This is a genomic window from Exilibacterium tricleocarpae (assembly GCF_007004655.1).
Taxonomy (GTDB): domain Bacteria; phylum Pseudomonadota; class Gammaproteobacteria; order Pseudomonadales; family Cellvibrionaceae; genus Exilibacterium; species Exilibacterium tricleocarpae.
Map to the genome: position 1 here is coordinate 221,724 of NZ_ML660094.1, position 16,379 is coordinate 238,102.

14 protein-coding genes are annotated in these 16,379 nt (G+C 58.5%); 9 read left to right on the plus strand and 5 right to left on the minus strand.

Going from position 1 to position 16,379, the window contains the following annotated elements; all coding sequences use genetic code 11:
* The first annotated feature begins 183 nt into the window (after nucleotides 1-183).
* Both katG and FKG94_RS14040 read left to right on the plus strand, forming a co-directional pair.
* Nucleotides 184-2,391, plus strand: a complete 2,208-nt coding sequence (katG, locus tag FKG94_RS14035) for a catalase/peroxidase HPI (RefSeq protein WP_142904966.1) — start codon at nucleotides 184-186, stop codon at nucleotides 2,389-2,391.
* A 65-nt stretch (nucleotides 2,392-2,456) separates the two neighbouring features.
* Nucleotides 2,457-3,326, plus strand: a complete 870-nt coding sequence (locus tag FKG94_RS14040) for an alpha/beta hydrolase (protein ID WP_142904967.1) — start codon at nucleotides 2,457-2,459, stop codon at nucleotides 3,324-3,326.
* Nucleotides 3,327-3,393: 67 nt separating this feature from the next.
* Here the strand turns inward: FKG94_RS14040 and FKG94_RS14045 are convergent, their stop codons facing one another.
* The 3 genes from FKG94_RS14045 to FKG94_RS14055 form a co-directional block, all read right to left on the minus strand.
* Nucleotides 3,394-3,801, minus strand: coding sequence for a VOC family protein (locus FKG94_RS14045; RefSeq protein WP_179957649.1), 408 nt, complete (start codon nucleotides 3,799-3,801; stop codon nucleotides 3,394-3,396).
* 91 nt (nucleotides 3,802-3,892) lie between these two features.
* Nucleotides 3,893-4,351 (minus strand): nuclear transport factor 2 family protein, encoded by a 459-nt coding sequence (locus FKG94_RS14050; RefSeq protein ID WP_142904969.1) that lies wholly within the window; start codon nucleotides 4,349-4,351, stop codon nucleotides 3,893-3,895.
* Between the two features lie 100 nt (nucleotides 4,352-4,451).
* A complete protein-coding gene (locus FKG94_RS14055; RefSeq protein ID WP_142904970.1) occupies nucleotides 4,452-4,832 on the minus strand; it encodes a RidA family protein in 381 nt (126 codons plus the stop codon).
* Between the two features lie 538 nt (nucleotides 4,833-5,370).
* On the opposite strand from FKG94_RS14055, the gene FKG94_RS14060 reads away from it, so the two are divergent.
* Together FKG94_RS14060 and FKG94_RS14065 are read left to right on the plus strand one after the other, a co-directional pair.
* Nucleotides 5,371-6,207: an AraC family transcriptional regulator gene (locus tag FKG94_RS14060; protein ID WP_142904971.1), complete on the plus strand. Its 837-nt coding sequence runs from the start codon at nucleotides 5,371-5,373 to the stop codon at nucleotides 6,205-6,207.
* Between the two features lie 124 nt (nucleotides 6,208-6,331).
* Nucleotides 6,332-7,807 carry a DUF885 domain-containing protein gene (locus FKG94_RS14065; protein ID WP_179957650.1) on the plus strand — a complete coding sequence of 492 codons (1,476 nt, stop codon included), beginning with the start codon at nucleotides 6,332-6,334 and terminating at the stop codon, nucleotides 7,805-7,807.
* Here the strand turns inward: FKG94_RS14065 and FKG94_RS14070 are convergent.
* Together FKG94_RS14070 and FKG94_RS14075 are read right to left on the minus strand one after the other, a co-directional pair.
* Nucleotides 7,773-10,934, minus strand: a complete 3,162-nt coding sequence (locus tag FKG94_RS14070; RefSeq protein WP_246125148.1) for an efflux RND transporter permease subunit — start codon at nucleotides 10,932-10,934, stop codon at nucleotides 7,773-7,775. The genes FKG94_RS14065 and FKG94_RS14070 overlap by 35 nt on opposite strands.
* Nucleotides 10,934-12,019 (minus strand): efflux RND transporter periplasmic adaptor subunit, encoded by a 1,086-nt coding sequence (locus FKG94_RS14075; protein WP_142904974.1) that lies wholly within the window; start codon nucleotides 12,017-12,019, stop codon nucleotides 10,934-10,936. Before FKG94_RS14075 ends, FKG94_RS14070 begins: the two co-directional genes overlap by 1 nt.
* Before the next feature lie 605 nt (nucleotides 12,020-12,624).
* Between FKG94_RS14075 and FKG94_RS14080 the strand changes: the two genes are divergently transcribed.
* The 5 genes from FKG94_RS14080 (at nucleotide 12,625) to FKG94_RS14100 (ending at nucleotide 16,352) form a co-directional block, all read left to right on the plus strand.
* Nucleotides 12,625-13,503: a class II fructose-bisphosphate aldolase gene (locus tag FKG94_RS14080; RefSeq protein ID WP_142904975.1), complete on the plus strand. Its 879-nt coding sequence runs from the start codon at nucleotides 12,625-12,627 to the stop codon at nucleotides 13,501-13,503.
* A gap of 30 nt (nucleotides 13,504-13,533) precedes the next feature.
* Nucleotides 13,534-14,295, plus strand: coding sequence for an HAD-IA family hydrolase (locus FKG94_RS14085; RefSeq protein WP_142904976.1), 762 nt, complete (start codon nucleotides 13,534-13,536; stop codon nucleotides 14,293-14,295).
* Nucleotides 14,292-14,939 (plus strand): dihydroxyacetone kinase subunit DhaL, encoded by a 648-nt coding sequence (gene dhaL, locus FKG94_RS14090; RefSeq protein ID WP_142904977.1) that lies wholly within the window; start codon nucleotides 14,292-14,294, stop codon nucleotides 14,937-14,939. Before FKG94_RS14085 ends, dhaL begins: the two co-directional genes overlap by 4 nt.
* Before the next feature lie 82 nt (nucleotides 14,940-15,021).
* Nucleotides 15,022-16,017, plus strand: coding sequence for a dihydroxyacetone kinase subunit DhaK (gene dhaK / locus FKG94_RS14095; RefSeq protein WP_142904978.1), 996 nt, complete (start codon nucleotides 15,022-15,024; stop codon nucleotides 16,015-16,017).
* A gap of 95 nt (nucleotides 16,018-16,112) precedes the next feature.
* Nucleotides 16,113-16,352 carry a hypothetical protein gene (locus FKG94_RS14100; RefSeq protein WP_142904979.1) on the plus strand — a complete coding sequence of 80 codons (240 nt, stop codon included), beginning with the start codon at nucleotides 16,113-16,115 and terminating at the stop codon, nucleotides 16,350-16,352.
* Nucleotides 16,353-16,379: the final 27 nt, after the last annotated feature.

Genomic DNA, 16,379 nt, shown 5'->3' on the forward strand with positions numbered 1-16,379 from the left:
CCACAACCTCCATTACAAAAAACTATCAATCAGACTGATTATATTAATTGGACCTATGATTTCTGGGTTGTTTAACTGCCCCAGTACAGTGATCGACCTGAATATTACACGCAATCCACTCCGGTGGGTCCCTATCCCAGGGGGTACTGTGATTAAACGTATCCCTCGACAGGAGGCAACACTATGACCGACTCTCACTCTGGCAAGTGCCCGGTAATGGGCCATGCACCCGACCACACCGCCGGCGGCGGCACCTCAAACCGAGACTGGTGGCCGAACCAGTTGAAGCTCAACATCCTGCACCAGCACTCCCCCCTGTCCGACCCCATGGGCGCGTCGTTTAGCTACGCCGAGGCGTTCAAGGGCCTCGATCTGGATGCCGTGCGCAACGACCTCTATGCCTTGATGACCGATTCGCAAGACTGGTGGCCGGCCGACTATGGGCACTACGGCCCCCTGTTCATTCGCATGGCGTGGCACAGCGCCGGTACCTATCGCACCGGCGACGGTCGTGGCGGCGCCGCATCCGGCAGCCAGCGATTTGCACCGCTCAACAGCTGGCCCGATAACGGTAACCTCGACAAGGCACGCCGGCTGCTCTGGCCGATCAAGCAGAAGTACGGCAAAGCCATCTCCTGGGCCGACCTGATGATCCTGGCAGGCAACTGCGCCCTGGAATCGATGGGATTTAAGACCTTCGGTTTCGCCGGCGGGCGCGCAGATGTCTGGGAGCCCGAGGAGGATATTTACTGGGGCACGGAGGAGACCTGGCTTGGGGACAAGCGCTACAGCGGTGATCGAGACCTCGAAAACCCACTCGCTGCGGTGCAGATGGGCCTTATTTACGTAAATCCGGAAGGACCCAACGGCAACCCGGACCCGCTCGCCTCAGCCCGGGATATTCGCGAAACCTTCGCCCGCATGGCAATGGACGACGAAGAAACAGTGGCATTGATTGCCGGCGGGCATACTTTTGGTAAAACCCACGGCGCCGGCGATCCGGCGCACGTCGGCCGCGAACCGGAAGGCGCAGCCATCGAGGAGCAGGGTCTCGGTTGGAAAAACAGCCTTGGCAGCGGCAAAGGCGGTGACACCATCACCAGCGGTCTGGAGGGCGCCTGGACCGCGACCCCGATCCGGTGGGACAACGCTTACTTCGATACGCTGTTCGGCTACGAGTGGGAGTTGGTAAAAAGCCCTGCCGGCGCGCAGCAATGGGCGCCGAAGGATGGAGCCGCAGCGGACACCGTGCCGGATGCGCACGATGCATCGAAGCGACACGCACCGATGATGGCGACGACGGACATCGCACTGAGGGTAGACCCGATCTACGCACCGATTTCGAAGCACTTTCACGAAAACCCGGCGGCGTTCGCCGACGCCTTCGCCCGGGCCTGGTACAAGCTGACACATCGCGATATGGGTCCGCGCACCCGGCTTTTAGGCCCGCTGGTGCCCGCTGAAGAGTTGCTGTGGCAGGACCCCGTTCCCGCCGTCGACCACGCGCTGATCGACGAGGGCGATGTGGCCACCCTCAAGGCTCGTGTTCTCGAGTCAGGCCTTTCCATATCCCAGTTGGTCTCGACCGCCTGGGCATCGGCGGCCACTTTCCGCGGCTCCGATAAACGCGGTGGGGCGAACGGCGCACGGATTCGTCTGGCGCCGCAGAAAGACTGGGAGGTGAACCAGCCGGCGCAACTGGCGTCTGCACTGGAGACCCTGGAAGCGGTCCGCCATGCGTTCAACAGCGCGCAGTCCGGCGACAAGCGGATATCGCTCGCCGACCTGATTGTGCTGGGGGGTTGCGCCGCTGTCGAGGCGGCCGCAAAGAGGGCCGGACACGACGTAACCGTCCCCTTTACACCAGGGCGCACCGATGCCTCGCAAGAGCAGACCGATGTCGAATCTTTCGCGGTGTTAGAGCCGGTGGCGGACGGCTTCCGCAACTACCTCAAAACCCAATACAGCGTCTCGGCAGAGGAGCTGCTGCTGGATCGGGCGCAATTGTTGACGCTGACTGCCCCGGAGATGACGGTGCTTACCGGTGGTATGCGGGCCCTCAACGCCAACGCCGGCGGCGCCCAACACGGTGTTTTCACCGAGCGGCCGGAGGTGCTTAGCAATGACTTTTTCGTCAATCTGCTCGATATGGGCACGGTTTGGAAGCCGGTCCCGGACGCTGGAGATGTGTTCGAGGGAGTCGATCGCAAAACGGGAAAACTGAAGTGGACCGGCACCCGTGTCGATCTTATCTTCGGTTCAAACTCCCAACTGCGGGCTATCGCCGAGGTTTACGGCTGTGAGGATTCCCAGGCGCGGTTTGTCCGTGACTTTGTGGCGGCGTGGGACAAGGTGATGAACCTGGACCGCTTTGACCTAGAGCAGTCCTGACGACAATGACTTCGACGGCTTCTAAAGTGCATTCTGACAGGGTAATCACACTATTGAGGTAAACCTTGCGTAAATCAGCACTCTTTATCGCTATCTGTCTTATCGGCGGGACTATCGCCACCATTGTAGTTGCCGAGATAATCGCTGCTCCGCAACAGCGGATTGTCGGCCCTCCACCCGACAATCTGCCGGCCGAGTCCGTGTTTATTGAGCGGGAACAAGCATCACCTGTTGCCGGGTGGTTTATCGCCGGTCGTCCAAACCATCCCGGTATTTTGCTCTTGCACGGTATTCGCGCAGACCGCCGCAGTATGCTTGGCCGGGCCTATTTTCTGTATGAGGCTGGCTACTCGGTATTGTTAATTGACATGCAGGCACACGGCGAGACACCGGGCAGCTATATAACCTTCGGCTATCGCGAGTCCTATGACGTCCACGCCGCGCTAAGGTATTTGCGGGCGCGCCTGCCCGATCAGCCGCTGGGCATTGTTGGCGTATCGTTAGGGGGCGCGGCTGTATTACTTGGTGAAAAACCGGTCAACGCGGATGCGCTGGTGCTTGAGGCGGTCTATAGCGCTTTGGATCAGGCCGTTCAGAATCGGCTTACAATCCGGCTGGGAGAGGTTGGCCGCTTATTGGCACCACTACTTCTCTGGCAGGTCGAGCCCCGACTGGGAATTGCTGTTGAATCACTATCACCCGTTTCATCCATATCGGCATTAACAGCCCCGATAATGATTGTCGCGGGAACTGAGGATAAACGTACCCGACCTGACGAAACTGAAAAACTTTTTTCTCTGGCGCCCGAGCCTAAACAACTTTACTGGGTACAAGGCGCCCGACATGAAGATTTGCACCAGTACCAACCGCAAGAGTACGAGCACAAGGTTCTGGCTTTCTTTGATAAATATTTACGACCAACTGTCGACGAATAACACGCCAACCTATCTTTATTCGTTGTCAACTGTTGGTAGAGAAAGCAACCTGACACAGGCAAACCGACTATTGCAGATCCGCATCCTGTGAAATTTGTAGTGCAGAAGAGAAACTCACATAATATTTAAACTCAAGCAGATTACCCGCCGGGTCTTTAACGATATATTTACCTGACTCTAAATCGGTGCCATCACCTTTAACGGTTGGCGGCAGTTGGAAGCCGACTCCCCCGGCAGTGAGCTTCTGTGCAATAGACTGCCAGTGTGTTTTTTCAAGGATTGGACCAAAATGGTCAATTGGCCTCGCCGCCATACCCGGTCGCTCCTGGTGCAGGGTGAGTTGATGGCCAAAGAAAACAATATCAATCCATGTTCCGGCATCACGCCCCACTTTACAACCGAGCAGGTTTACATAAAATTCTCTCGACTGCTCCAGGTCGGGAACCACAAAGGATAAATGAAACGGTTTTATCACGATTTCTCCATTCTCGGCAGTGCCGGCGCTTTGCCCATGGTAAAACAGCGGAACAAAGCGGTACTTTCTTTTCGCCCCCTTGCTTCACCGACTATTTTTTGCTCGAGTGTCGATTTATATCATGGTACTGCCACAACACATTGATAACCTTCCATTCACTGTCCTTATTCTTATAGAGATGCATATAATCAATCCAGTCATCAACCGTCAGCTTTACTGAGGCGGTGCGCTTGTCAATATCCAGTATACTAATTTCAACCCTTGGATTTTTCGGAAATTTGGTACCGTCTTTATTGTAACTTCCGGCAAGTTTAACCATATCGCCGTAGTTAGTCTCCAAGATGAACTCACTCCCCTCTTTATCCAACCAATAAGTTCTCTTGACCAGTTTTTTATCCAATCCCCGCACTATCAATTCCGGCTTCACTTTATGCTGGGCTTCAATATAGTCGAGCACCGCTCTCTCGATAAACTCGACATCCCGTGAACCGTCGGCAACAACCACAGGAGAATTAACAACACTAAAAACCAGCAGCAAAATACGAAACATAAATCACCCTGTCTCAATTAACGTCGTCACCGGGAACTGGGGCAAGCCCAATTTGGCGGACGCCTGGCAAGTGACCGGCAAACACCGGGATTCATTATTTCTATTCGAGCACACAATCCATCTCCGTCTCCACCAGCCACGTCGGTTCAATAAAGCGACTCACCTCAACAAACGTACAGGCCGGCCTGATTTCAGCAAACAGCTCTCCATGGGCTTTTGCCGCCTCAGCCCAACGCGATATATCGGTCAGCATAATACGGGTTCGAATAATGTCTTTTGATTGACCACCCGCTTGTTCAATAGCTCGAATGGATAGTGCCAAACAATGCCTGGTTTGGCCATAGACGTCATCAATATATACCGTTTCGCCATTCTCAATGGGAGCCGTACCGGCGACAGATATTATATTCCCCACTCTGCATGCTCTCGAAAATCCGATCGATTCTTCCAGAGGGGAACCTGAGCTTACCCGCGTTCTCATTGGATTCCTCTGCTTATTCCTCTGCTTATTCCTCTGCTTATTCCTCTGCTTATTCCTCTGCTTATTCCTCTACTTATTCCTCTACTTATTCCTCTACTCACTTCCTCACCTGTTCCTCATTTCGCTCGGGCTCCCGCCCGGCAGTGTAGCGACTTGAGGCGGTGCCATTCCCTTCGAATAGTAACCGGATACGGTAGTCAGATACAATAAGAGCGGTTGGAAAACGACCCACGGCAACCCCGGACCAGTGGTTGATGCGTCTGTATTCACTGATAGCCGTTAACCAAAGGTAGGGGCTGCTCGAGGTCAAAGCGGTGCAAGTTCACCACCTTGTCCCAAACCGCCACAAAGTCACCTTTCTCACAGCAAGAAAACATGGACAAAAATCAAAATACCATTAAAAATACTGCTGCTACAGCGCCTTAAAGATCCACAACATCACACACTGAGGGAATAATTGCCGGAACAAAGAGAACGGGAAAAACCCGATACCCGTGTCCGGCATTTTTATCAAGAAACCTATACTCCGGGAAAGACTATGAGGCCGTTTTTCGTCGACAGCTACGAAGGTATTCAGCAACCACCTGCGAACGCCAGCTACATCATCCGCTCGCATCTTTCCAGAGGCAAGACACAGGTGTGTTCACCCAAAATCTCCACCAAAATGCTGCTGTCGGGAGCGGAGGTCTACACGAGCACAGAAAGCCGCTTTTCTATTCGGCAAGGCCAGTTCCTCATCACAGCACCCGCTGAGGAACTCGAACTCACGATAGCATCCTCTGCGGTCGGGTGCTGTTTTTATATGGATGTGGATTATGTTCACCGCTTGACAGCAGAAATGATATCGGCAGACCTGGAAGGCGGTGATGGCGAAGTCCCGGCTGTCACCACCACCCGGCTACCCCTCAACGGATCGCAACTGGGTCTGTCCATGCTCGCCGTTGCCAACCATAGACTCGATCCGGACGCCGATGTACTGGCGACATCGCTCGCGGAGACAACGGTCTATCTATCACATCTGCGCGCAAACCTGCCCTGCCGCCGGCAGAGCACGCAACGCGAGTTGGTTGCACGCCTCGAAGTTGCGCGAACCTTCCTGATCGAGGCGCAGGACAGAGCGGTATCCCTGCGCGAACTTGAAAGCGCCTGCTGCCTGTCCCGCTTCCATCTCAACCGATCATTTGCCCGTGTTTACGGCACACCGCCGCTAAGGTTTCACCAGAACCTGAGGCTCGATGCCGCGCGTGAGCGTTTGGGTGCCGGCGAACCACAACGCACCATCGCCGAGGATTTGGGCTTTTCGGCACTATCGTCCTTCTCCAGAGCCTATCGACGTCGCCACCACCACGCCCCCTCTGCGGACCAGCCAAAATAAGCAATCTCGGTACGCGGCGAACGGCATAGAATTCATTACAGTGTCTGGTGACCGCACTACACACTGTAAAAATCTATACATCAAACCGAAAACCCGCTGCTTGACCAACGAAAGGACACCGGGCGTGAAACCACTATTGCTAATTCTGGCGACAACCGTGCTGACGGCTTGCGCTGCCACACCACCGCTTATCGCAGACAGCGGCTTTGCCGCCCCGGCACTGGCTCACTGCGCGACGGATTTGCGTTACCTCAACCAGGTCGGCGGCTGGCAGGCAACCTGGCCTCGCCAATGGCAGGACGTTATTGCAGCCGGGCCCGAAACTGCGGCGCAGGCCGCCGCAACCTGGTCCGCCGTGCCGGCTGCACTGGCGGCAGCCATCGACAGGCTGCGTCTGGGCCTGCGAACACAGCAAACGGCACCGCGCGCTGTTGTTCTGCGCGTGCAGCAGCAAGTGCAGGCGCTGGCCACCGATCTGGCCGCCGCAGATTCAGGCTACCTGTTCCAAAACACCGGGCATGAAAACGCCAGGCGCTGGAACCGACTCGTCAAGTCAGGGATTGCGCCCGCAGTCGCCGGGTTCGAGCAGTTTCTGCGCGCCGAATACCTGCCTGCGGCCCGCCCGTTTGCGGGTCTCGGCAAGATCGACGGCGGTGCGGGGTGCTTTGCCGACGCCGTCACCTGGTGGACCACGTTAAGTCTGCCGGCAGATGAGATTGAAGCCGCAGGCCGGCGACTGCTGCGGGACACCCGCGCCGAACTGCTGTTAACGGGAAACAACGGCGACACGGTGGACACTATACTCGCGCGGCTGCGCTCGGCGGCTGCTAATGATCACACCACCGCCGACGATTTGACCGCTATTTCAGAGGCCGCACTGGCCCGGGCTCGGAGCATGGCCCCGTCAGTATTCACAAAGCGGACCCAAAGCAAGATAGTCGTGGTCGCCATGCCGCAACATCTGCAGGCATCGGCGCCGGCGGGCTTTTACGGCAGGCCCCGAGACGCGGCACCGGCCCGCTACCTTATCAACCCGTCCCGTCCCAACGAGCGGCGCCTGATGGCGGAGGTCATCGCTTTCCACGAGGGGATACCGGGTCACCATCTATGGTTTACCTATCCCCGCGAACAATCGTCCACCGGTTACAATGCGGGCATTCTGGAGGGCTGGGCTATCTATGCGGAATATCTCGCCGACGAGATGGGCCTGTATTCGACACCTTTTGATCGGCAGGGAATGATCGCCAAACACCTGTGGGCCGCCAGCCGCCTGGTTGTCGAACCGGGCTTACACCTGCGGGGCTGGTCGCGCGAGCAGGCTGTCGAGTTTATGCTGGCAAACACCGCACTGTCCCGCACCGAGATTGAAATCGAAGTGGATCGCTATATTGCCATGCCCGGCCAGTCGCTCGCCTATATGCTCGGGGCCGATTTGCTGCTCTGCGAACGCGAACTGGCCCGTAAAGCGTTGGGTGAACGATTTTCCCTCAAGGCGTTCCACGATATCGTGCTGGAACCCGGCGTGCGCTCCCTGCCGCGCTTGCGCGCCGAGATTCGCACTTGGGTTAAGGAGACAACGCAGAGCGCCGGGAATTTTTAGAAGCCAGCAGCCACCGCCAGCCGCTGCGGATATTTTCCCGCAACTGCAACGCGCAGGGTGTCACGATCAGGGTCAGCACGGTGGCAAACGTGAGTCCGAAAATAACCACTGTGGCCAGGCTGCGCCACCATTGGGTGGCGGGCGCACCGATGGAGATATGCCGCTCGATCAGGTCGATATTCATACCCAGCAACATCGGCATCAACCCCAGCGCGGTGGTCACCGTGGTCAAAATCACCGGCCGCAACCGCGCCACGCCGGTGCGCAAAATCGCTTCACTGGTCGAGGCGTAACGTTGTTTCAAGCGATCAAAGGTGTCTATCAAAACGATATTGTCATTGACCACCACACCCGCCAACGCAATCATCCCGGTGCCGGTCACCACAGTGGAAAAGGCCTGGTCCGTCACCAACAGCCCTAGTAAAGCGCCGACAGTCGACAGCACCACAGCGGACAAAATCAAAGCGGCGTTGTAAAAGTTATTGAACTGCGTGACTAAAATAATCGCCATGATAAACAGCGCAATGGCAAATGCCTGCAATAAAAACCCCTGGGCTTCACGCTGTTCCTCATCCTCGCCCTTGAAACTCACGGCAATGCGGGAATCGAGGTCGGCATCGCGGGCAACCCAGCGTTTGATATGTTGCATGGTGTCGTCCACCAGCACCCCGGCCGCCACATCGGCCCGCACCGTCATCACCCGCTCCCCATCGGCGCGGTGTAACGTGCTGACTTTGGGCTGGGGTGTGCGGGTCACAAAGTTACTGACCGGTACCGCACCCTGCGCCGTTACCACCCGCACCTTATCCAGTTGTTCCACCGTGCGCTGGGCCGGCGGATAGCGCACCAGAATATCCAACTCGTCGTCACTGTCGTCGGGCCGGTAGGTGCCCACCTCCAACCCGGTGGTCACCAACTTGGTGGCATCGCCTACCGCGGTGAGATCGAGGTTGAATTTGGCCGCCTGCGCCCGATCGATACTCAACTCCCATTGGATACCCGGCACCGGCAGGTCGTCCTCGATATCCACCACGCCGGGCAGCGTTTCCAAAAACTGCCTGACCTCGGCAACCGCCGCCGGCAGCAACTCGGGCGCGGCGGACGCCAGTTGCACTTGTATGGGTTTGCCGATCGGCGGGCCCGGCTCCTGTTCGCGAATTTGCACCCGCACGCCGGGAATAGCGGCTGTCAATGCGCGCACATCGGCGAGGATTTGCGCCGCTTTGCGCCGTTGCTCCCAGTGACCGAACTCCAGGGTTATCTGTCCGATCACATCTTCGGCCACGTCGGTACCGGCGCCCACCACGCCGGCGCCGCTGCGGGTGTAAACACCCTTCATTTCGTCACTGAGCGTCAGAATCTGCCTTTCCACTTTACCCACCAGGGCGTCCTGCTCGTCCACAGCCAGATTGCCCCGGGCGTGCACCAGCACCGCGGCAAAATCCGGTTCCACCGTGGGAAAATACTCGACGCCGCGGCCGTAGTGACCGTAGGCGCTCCACGCCAAAATCAAGATCAGCAGCGCGCCCAGCAGTAATTTACCCGGATGTGCCAGCGCCGCCCGCAGCCCTTTCAGGTAAAGGCCGGCGAAACCGGTGATCACCTCGAGCCGGCCGTCTTCGGCCGCCGCCAGGGTGCGCATCTGAGCCTGAGAGACGGCGCCGGTCTTGCCGATAAACGCACCCAGTGTAGGCACAAACAACAATGCCATAAACAGCGAGGCGGTCATCGCCGCCAGCACGGTAATGGGAAAATACCGCATAAATTCACCCACCACACCAGGCCAGAACAGCATCGGGAGAAATGCCGCCAGGGTGGTGGCGGTGGCGGCGATAACCGGCCAGGCCATGCGCTTGGCCGCCTCGATATAGGCCGCGCGGCTATCGCGTCCCTCCGCCATGCGCCGATCGGCGTACTCCACGACGATGATCGCCGCATCCACCAGCACGCCGATAGCGAGGATCAAGGCGAACAACACCACCATGTTGACGGTCAGATCGAGCAGCGACAACACCAGAATCGCGGTGAGAAACGAACCGGGAATGGAGATACCCACCAATACCGCCGAGCGCAAACCCAGTACCCCGACGATCACCATCATAACCAGCAACACGGCGGCGAGAACATGGTTCTCCAGGTCTTTGAGCATGTCTTTGACAAACGTCGAGCTGTCCTGGTGATAGGAAACGCGAATCGGCCCGCGCCACTCGGCGCTGGCGGCATCCACCACTGCGCGCACCCGATCCACCGTATCGATAATATTCTCGCCGGTGCGTTTCGACACTTCCAGCACCACCGCCGGTTCGCCGTCGAGGCGCGCATAGCCGTCGCGGTCTTTGAAGGTGCGGTACACGCGGGCGATATCGCGAAAGCGCACCGCCGCATCGCCGCGCACCTGCACCGGCATATTCAGGATATCCTCGAGATTTTCAAACACACCCGGCACTTTTACCGAAAAACGCCCGAGCCCGGTATCGATATTACCGGCGGCCACCAGCCGGTTGGAGCGGCCCAGCAGCGTCGCCACCTCGCCGCCGTTGAGTCCGTAGCTTTCCACCAGCAGCGGATCGATAATGATTTCCACGGTTTCTTCCCGGTCGCCGCCGATATCCACGTTCAACACACTGGGAATCGCTTCAATATCGTCCTGCAGCTCGCGGGCCAGGCGCACCAGGGTGCGCTCCGGCACCGGGCCGGACAGGGTTACGGCGAGAATGGGAAACAGGCTGGTGTTGATTTCGTGAACGGTGGGCTTGTCCACCGCCGGCGGTAAATCCGGCTCCACTTTATCCACCGCCTCGCGCACATCCTCGAGCGCCTGGTCGGCGTCGAAGCCGGCGTCAAACTCCAGCACCACATGGCCGCCGCCCTCGTAAGCGGCCGCGGTCATTTCCTTTACGCCCTCGACCCGCTGTAATTCTTCTTCCATCGGGCGCACCAGCAGGCGCTCGGCATCCTCCGGGGAAATACCGTCCAACCGCATCAGCACGTAGTTAATCGGTATATCTACATCCGGCGCCGCCTCCTTGGGAATAGTGATGTAGGACAGCGTGCCGGTAACCAGTAATAACAACAGGACGGCCAATACCGTGCGCGAGCGAATCAGTGCGTTTTCGATCAGCCGCATCAGTTCAGGTCCGCCGCAGCCACAGTCACCGGCTGGCCGTTGCGCACAAACGCCTGCCCGGCGGTAATCACCTGCAAACGCGCGGGCAGACCCGCCAGCCAGACGCCACTATTGCTGTTGCCGACGATCTCCACAGGGTGAAAGCGCACGGCGCCGTCGCTGACCGCCTTGATCCCCAACACGCCATCGTCGGCCAGGGTCAGCACCGACGGCGGCAGGTAATGGGCGTAAACCTGCTCCACCGGTAACAGCAGTTCCGCAGTGATGCCCTGAATCAGTCGTCCGTCATCGTTGGCAACCTCCAACTCCACCGGAAAGGTGCGGGTCACTTCATCGGCAATACGCCCGACGTAGCGCACCTCGCCGCTGCGCTGCTCGCCGTCCAGCAAGCGTGCCTCACCGGCAATGCCGACGGCAATTTGTCCCAGATAGCGCTCCGATACCTGCCCCACTACCCGCATCGGGTCCAGGTCCACAATCACCGCCAGCGGGTCGCCGCGCTCGACAAAATCCCCCACTTCCACCAATCGCTCATTCACCACCCCGGCAATGGGCGCACTGACTTCGGCGCGCGCCAGCTCCAGTTCCGCCGCCCGCACCGCCGCCTTGGCGGCATCCAGCGCGGCGAGTTGGCGGGCCAGTGCCGTCTCTGCCTCATAACCCTGCTGCTTTAACGCTTTGGCTGCACTGTGATTGGCTTCGGCCTCCGCCAGCCCGGAGCGCGCCTGCAACAACCGCACCTGCCGGTCTTCAATCGCAAAGCGCACCAGCGCATCGCCGGCCGCCACCGCCACACCCCGCTCCACCAACAGTGCCTGCACGGGCCCGGCCGTTTCCGCTCTGACAGTCACCGTGCGGTCGGCCAGGGTTCTGCCGGCCAACGACAGTTGGTTGGTCATCGGTTGCGCCACCGATTCGCGGACCTCCACTAACGGCGCGGTGGCTGCAGCAGGCAGAGACTCGGCCGCATCCGACCCGGACTGATCGCTGTGGTCGGCCGGACCCGACACCATCCACAACACCACTGCCAACAGGATACCGATGGCAATCAACCAACCTTTGGATAGGGAAAACTTCGAAGACAATGGGGCAACCTCTTGCAAGATGCGGCTATTATTACAGCATTCACCGGTTGAGGTTTGACATGGATCAACGCTACAGCAACGCTCGTATTGCGCCTGTGCTCGCCTTTCGACGTGTTTTTACCGACAATTTTTTCGCAGTACTTTTTGACAAAATCACCGCCGGCATGCAGCGCACAAATTGAAGCGGCCGGCGAACACTCGGCGCCTGCCTCGGACGCAGCAACAGCCGAGTTCTTGAGCCGGGCTCTTCTCGCGTGTGCCTTGTTGCGGGGTCTGAGCCCCCAGTCAGCACAGCCGCCGTTAGAGACAGCACTCCGTGCAATCTGACTGCCCTCCGCCGGGCACGGCGGCGGCAGAAAACGGTTGGTGTGTAATGCGAAGGCGAAAACCAGCCAACGAATGTGACCAAACTAGGCTCAACGGTCGTTTTGTCCTCGGCAAACCATCGATTTTCCACCGCCCAGACGCGCCAGCAGAGGCCGATATCAACGCCTGCCGAAATGTAGCAATTTTATTTTATTTGCAATTATAATTTTTTTTGTTATATATTCTACATCAAAACTACGACCTGCCCTGCACAGTCATTCAGACGACCTGGAGAGATCATGCCACTAGTAAGCCTAGAGCCGGTCCTCAAAACGGCGTTACGGGAGAAGTTTGCCGTCGCCGCGTTTAACCCCGTTGACTACGGCTCGATGAAGGCCATGGTCAGGGCCGCCGAGGAAATCGACGCGCCGGTGATTATCCAGTCATCGGCCAAAACCATTCGCTATTACGGCCATACCGCTCTGGCGGGCTGGATGCGGGAGCTGGCCGCCGATTCGCCGGTGCCGGTGGTACTGCACCTGGACCACGGTAAGGATATGGATATGATCCGCCGCTGTATCGACAGCGGCTGGACCTCGGTGATGATTGACGCCTCAGACAAACCTTTCGAGGAAAACCTGGCGCTGACCCGCCAGGTGGTCGCCTGGGCCGAACAGGCCGGCATCGGCGTGGAGGCCGAGATCGGCGAGATCGGCGGCGTCGAGGAGGATTTGGTGGTGGATGAAGCGAGCGTCATGCTGACCGACCCCGAGGAGGCACAACGGTTTTGCCAGGCGCTGAATCTCTCCGCCTTCGCCGCCCAAATCGGTACCGCCCACGGCAATTACAAACGCGAACCCAAAGTCGCTTTCGAACTGATCGCAGAAATCAATCGCCGCACCCAGACACCCATGGCGCTACACGGCGGCACCGGCCTCAGCGAGGCCACCTTTAAACGCTGTATCGACCTCGGTTGCGCCAAGATTAATATCTCGACCCATTTGAAACACGTCTTTATCGACAGTTTTGTCGCCCACCAGGCTGCCCATCCCGGCAACTATGAACCGCTCAGTTACCTCACCGCTCAGTTCGAGGCGCTGAAAGAACTGTTCAAAGCGAAAATGACCTTGTTTGGCGGTGCCGGCAAAGGCGCGGCCCTGGTCGCGTCCATCAACTGACCCGGCCTTATCGGAGGCGAAACAACCCCTATGCTCAAGGCGCTGATCTTCGATTGCGACGGTGTACTGGTAGATACCGAACGGGACGGCCATCGGCCGGCGTTCAATCGGGCCTTCAAGCGCCTCGGTATAAACGCCGCCTGGAGCCCGGCGCTGTACGGCGACCTGCTCGGGGTCGCCGGCGGCAAGGAGCGCATGCAAAACTACTTTGAACAGGTTGGCTGGCCGGACCACATTGGCGATAAAACGGACTTTATAAAGACCCTGCACGCAGAGAAGACCCAACAGTTCATGCAGATCATCAACAGCGGCGAACTGGCGCTGCGGCCCGGTATCGCGCGCATCGTCGATGAGGCAATTGCGGCGGGCGTCAAACTCGGTGTCTGTTCCACCTCCAATCTCAAGGCGGTCGGCGGCTGTGTCAACCTGCTCGGCGCCGAGCGGCGCGCCAGGTTTGAATTTATTCTGGCCGGTGATGTGGTGACCCGCAAAAAACCCGATCCGGAAATTTATCGATTGGCTCGACAAAAACTGAATCTGGCCGCTGCCGAGTGCGTGGTGATCGAAGACAGTCGCAACGGCCTGCTCGCCGCCGCGGGCGCCGGCATGCACTGCCTGGTGACCACCAGCAGCTACACCCAAAACGAAGACTTTTCCGAAGCCGCACTCATCGTCCCCGAGTTGGGCGACGGCGACGATATCCGTATCGGCCTGGCGGATATACAGCGGCTTGCCGCCGGGCCCTCGGCCTCCCACCCCGCTTCCAACCAGACGGGTAGAAAAAACACATGAACACAACAACACTCGACGATGTCGCCCTCGTAGTAAAAACCATGGCAGTCACCGCCCTGGAGAACGAAAAGTACTTCAGCGAACTCGACGCCGCTGCCGGCGATGCCGATTTTGGCGTATCACTGGCCGCCGGCTTTCAAGTCGTCAACGATGACTGGGAGCAACTCGACCGCAGTTCCATTGGCAACTTCCTGCTTAAAATCAGCATGATTATCACCGGCAAGGTCGGTGGCTGCTCGGGGCCGATCTGGGGTACGGGCTTTATGAAAGCCGGTCTCTTGTCGAAGGACAAGGAGACGCTGCAAATCGCCGATCTGGTCGCTATGTTACGGGCCGGCATCGACGGCATTATGGCCCGCGGCGGCGCCAAAGCCGGCGACAAAACACTGCTCGACGCGCTGATTCCCATGACCGATAAACTGGAAGAGTTTGTCGATACACCGACTGCAGCCGCACAGATTCGACAGACACTAACCGCGGTTGCCGAACAGGCAATCGAGACCACCAGCGCCTGGGAGGCCAAACGCGGTCGCCAATCGTTTACCGGCGCGCGCAGCATCGGCACGCCCGACCCGGGCATCGTTGCCATCGCCACCATGATGCGCGCTATCAACAACACCTTCGATGGCGCCGCCAGACGCTGATTCACGCAGTACAAACAGCCTGTTGCGGCTGTCAACCAACACTGAGCAGCATCTTATTTTCCACTGCCGGGAGGAGAGGTAAATGAAAAAGTTTGTCAACGACCCCCACGATTTCGTTCCGCAAATGCTCGAAGGTCTGGTGCTGGCCAATGCCGGCAAGCTCGAATATGTGCCGCAATACAACCTGATTTGTCGCAGCGATATGCCCAGTGACGACAAAGTATCGATTATCCAGGGCTCCGGCAGCGGGCATGAGCCGGCCCACGTGATGGCCGTCGGCCGGGGCATGCTCGATGCCGCCGTGCCCGGCGGTGTCTTCTCCGCACCGCCGGTCGAATACTGCCTGGAGTGTATCAAGCTGATGAACTCGGCCAGAGGCGTTTTGTACCTGGTCAACAACTACCAGGGCGACCGCATGAACTGGGATATGGCCCGGGAGCTGGCCGAAGCCGAGGGTATCAACGTCGGCGTCGTGGTCATCGACGACGACGTGGCCGTCAAGGACAGTACTCACACAGTCGGCCGCCGTGGTGTGGCTGGTAATTTCTTCGTGATCAAGGCCTGCGCGGCGGCGGCCGAACAGGGCAAAAGCCTGGAGGAACTCGTGGCCCTCGGCGAAAAAGTCAACGCCGCGGTGCGCAGCATGGGTGTGGCCCTCAGCTCCTGCACGCCGCCGGCCAAAGGCGAACCTATTTTCGCCATCGGCGCGGACGAGATTGAAATGGGTGTCGGCATTCACGGCGAACCGGGCCGCAGCCGCGAAAAGCTCCAACCCGCCGATGCCATCATCGAACAACTTTTTCAGGCGGTGCATGACGACTTACCGTTTAACAGCGGCGATCGGGTTGCCCTGATGATCAATGGCCTCGGCGGCACCCCGGTCAGTGAACTTTATCTCTTGTACCGCAAAGCGGCCCTGTTATGCGAGGAACACGGCCTCACAGTGGTCAACAACTATGTCGGCGAATACTGTACCTCCCTGGAAATGGCCGGCGCGTCGCTGACGCTGTTAAAACTCGATCAGGAGCTGGAAGCACTGCTGGCGGCACCGGCGGAAGTGCCGATTCGGGTCTTTTAGGCAATGGCAAACCACCCGTACGAGCAGTCCGCCGGCACTCATCCCGACGGCGAAATCCGGCAGATTTCATCACCCCTGGTCCATCCGGGTTGGGCGTGCCGGACATCGGCGGCGTAAGACACCATGCGGTCGCTGTGGACAAACAGGCGCTCACCGCGGTTATTGAAAAGCGGATGAAAATCCCGTACTTTGCGCAGTCCTGCGAACCTGATGGGATAACACCGGCGCGGCTTAACCAGTGCGCGCCGCCGGTGGCCGCTGTCACCGGGTTTTCAGCCGCGACCCGCAGCATGTTGGGCTGCGTCGCCTGTCAGTTTGAACACATGAATTACTAAAAAGCCGGTTGGCAGCGCGACCGCTTT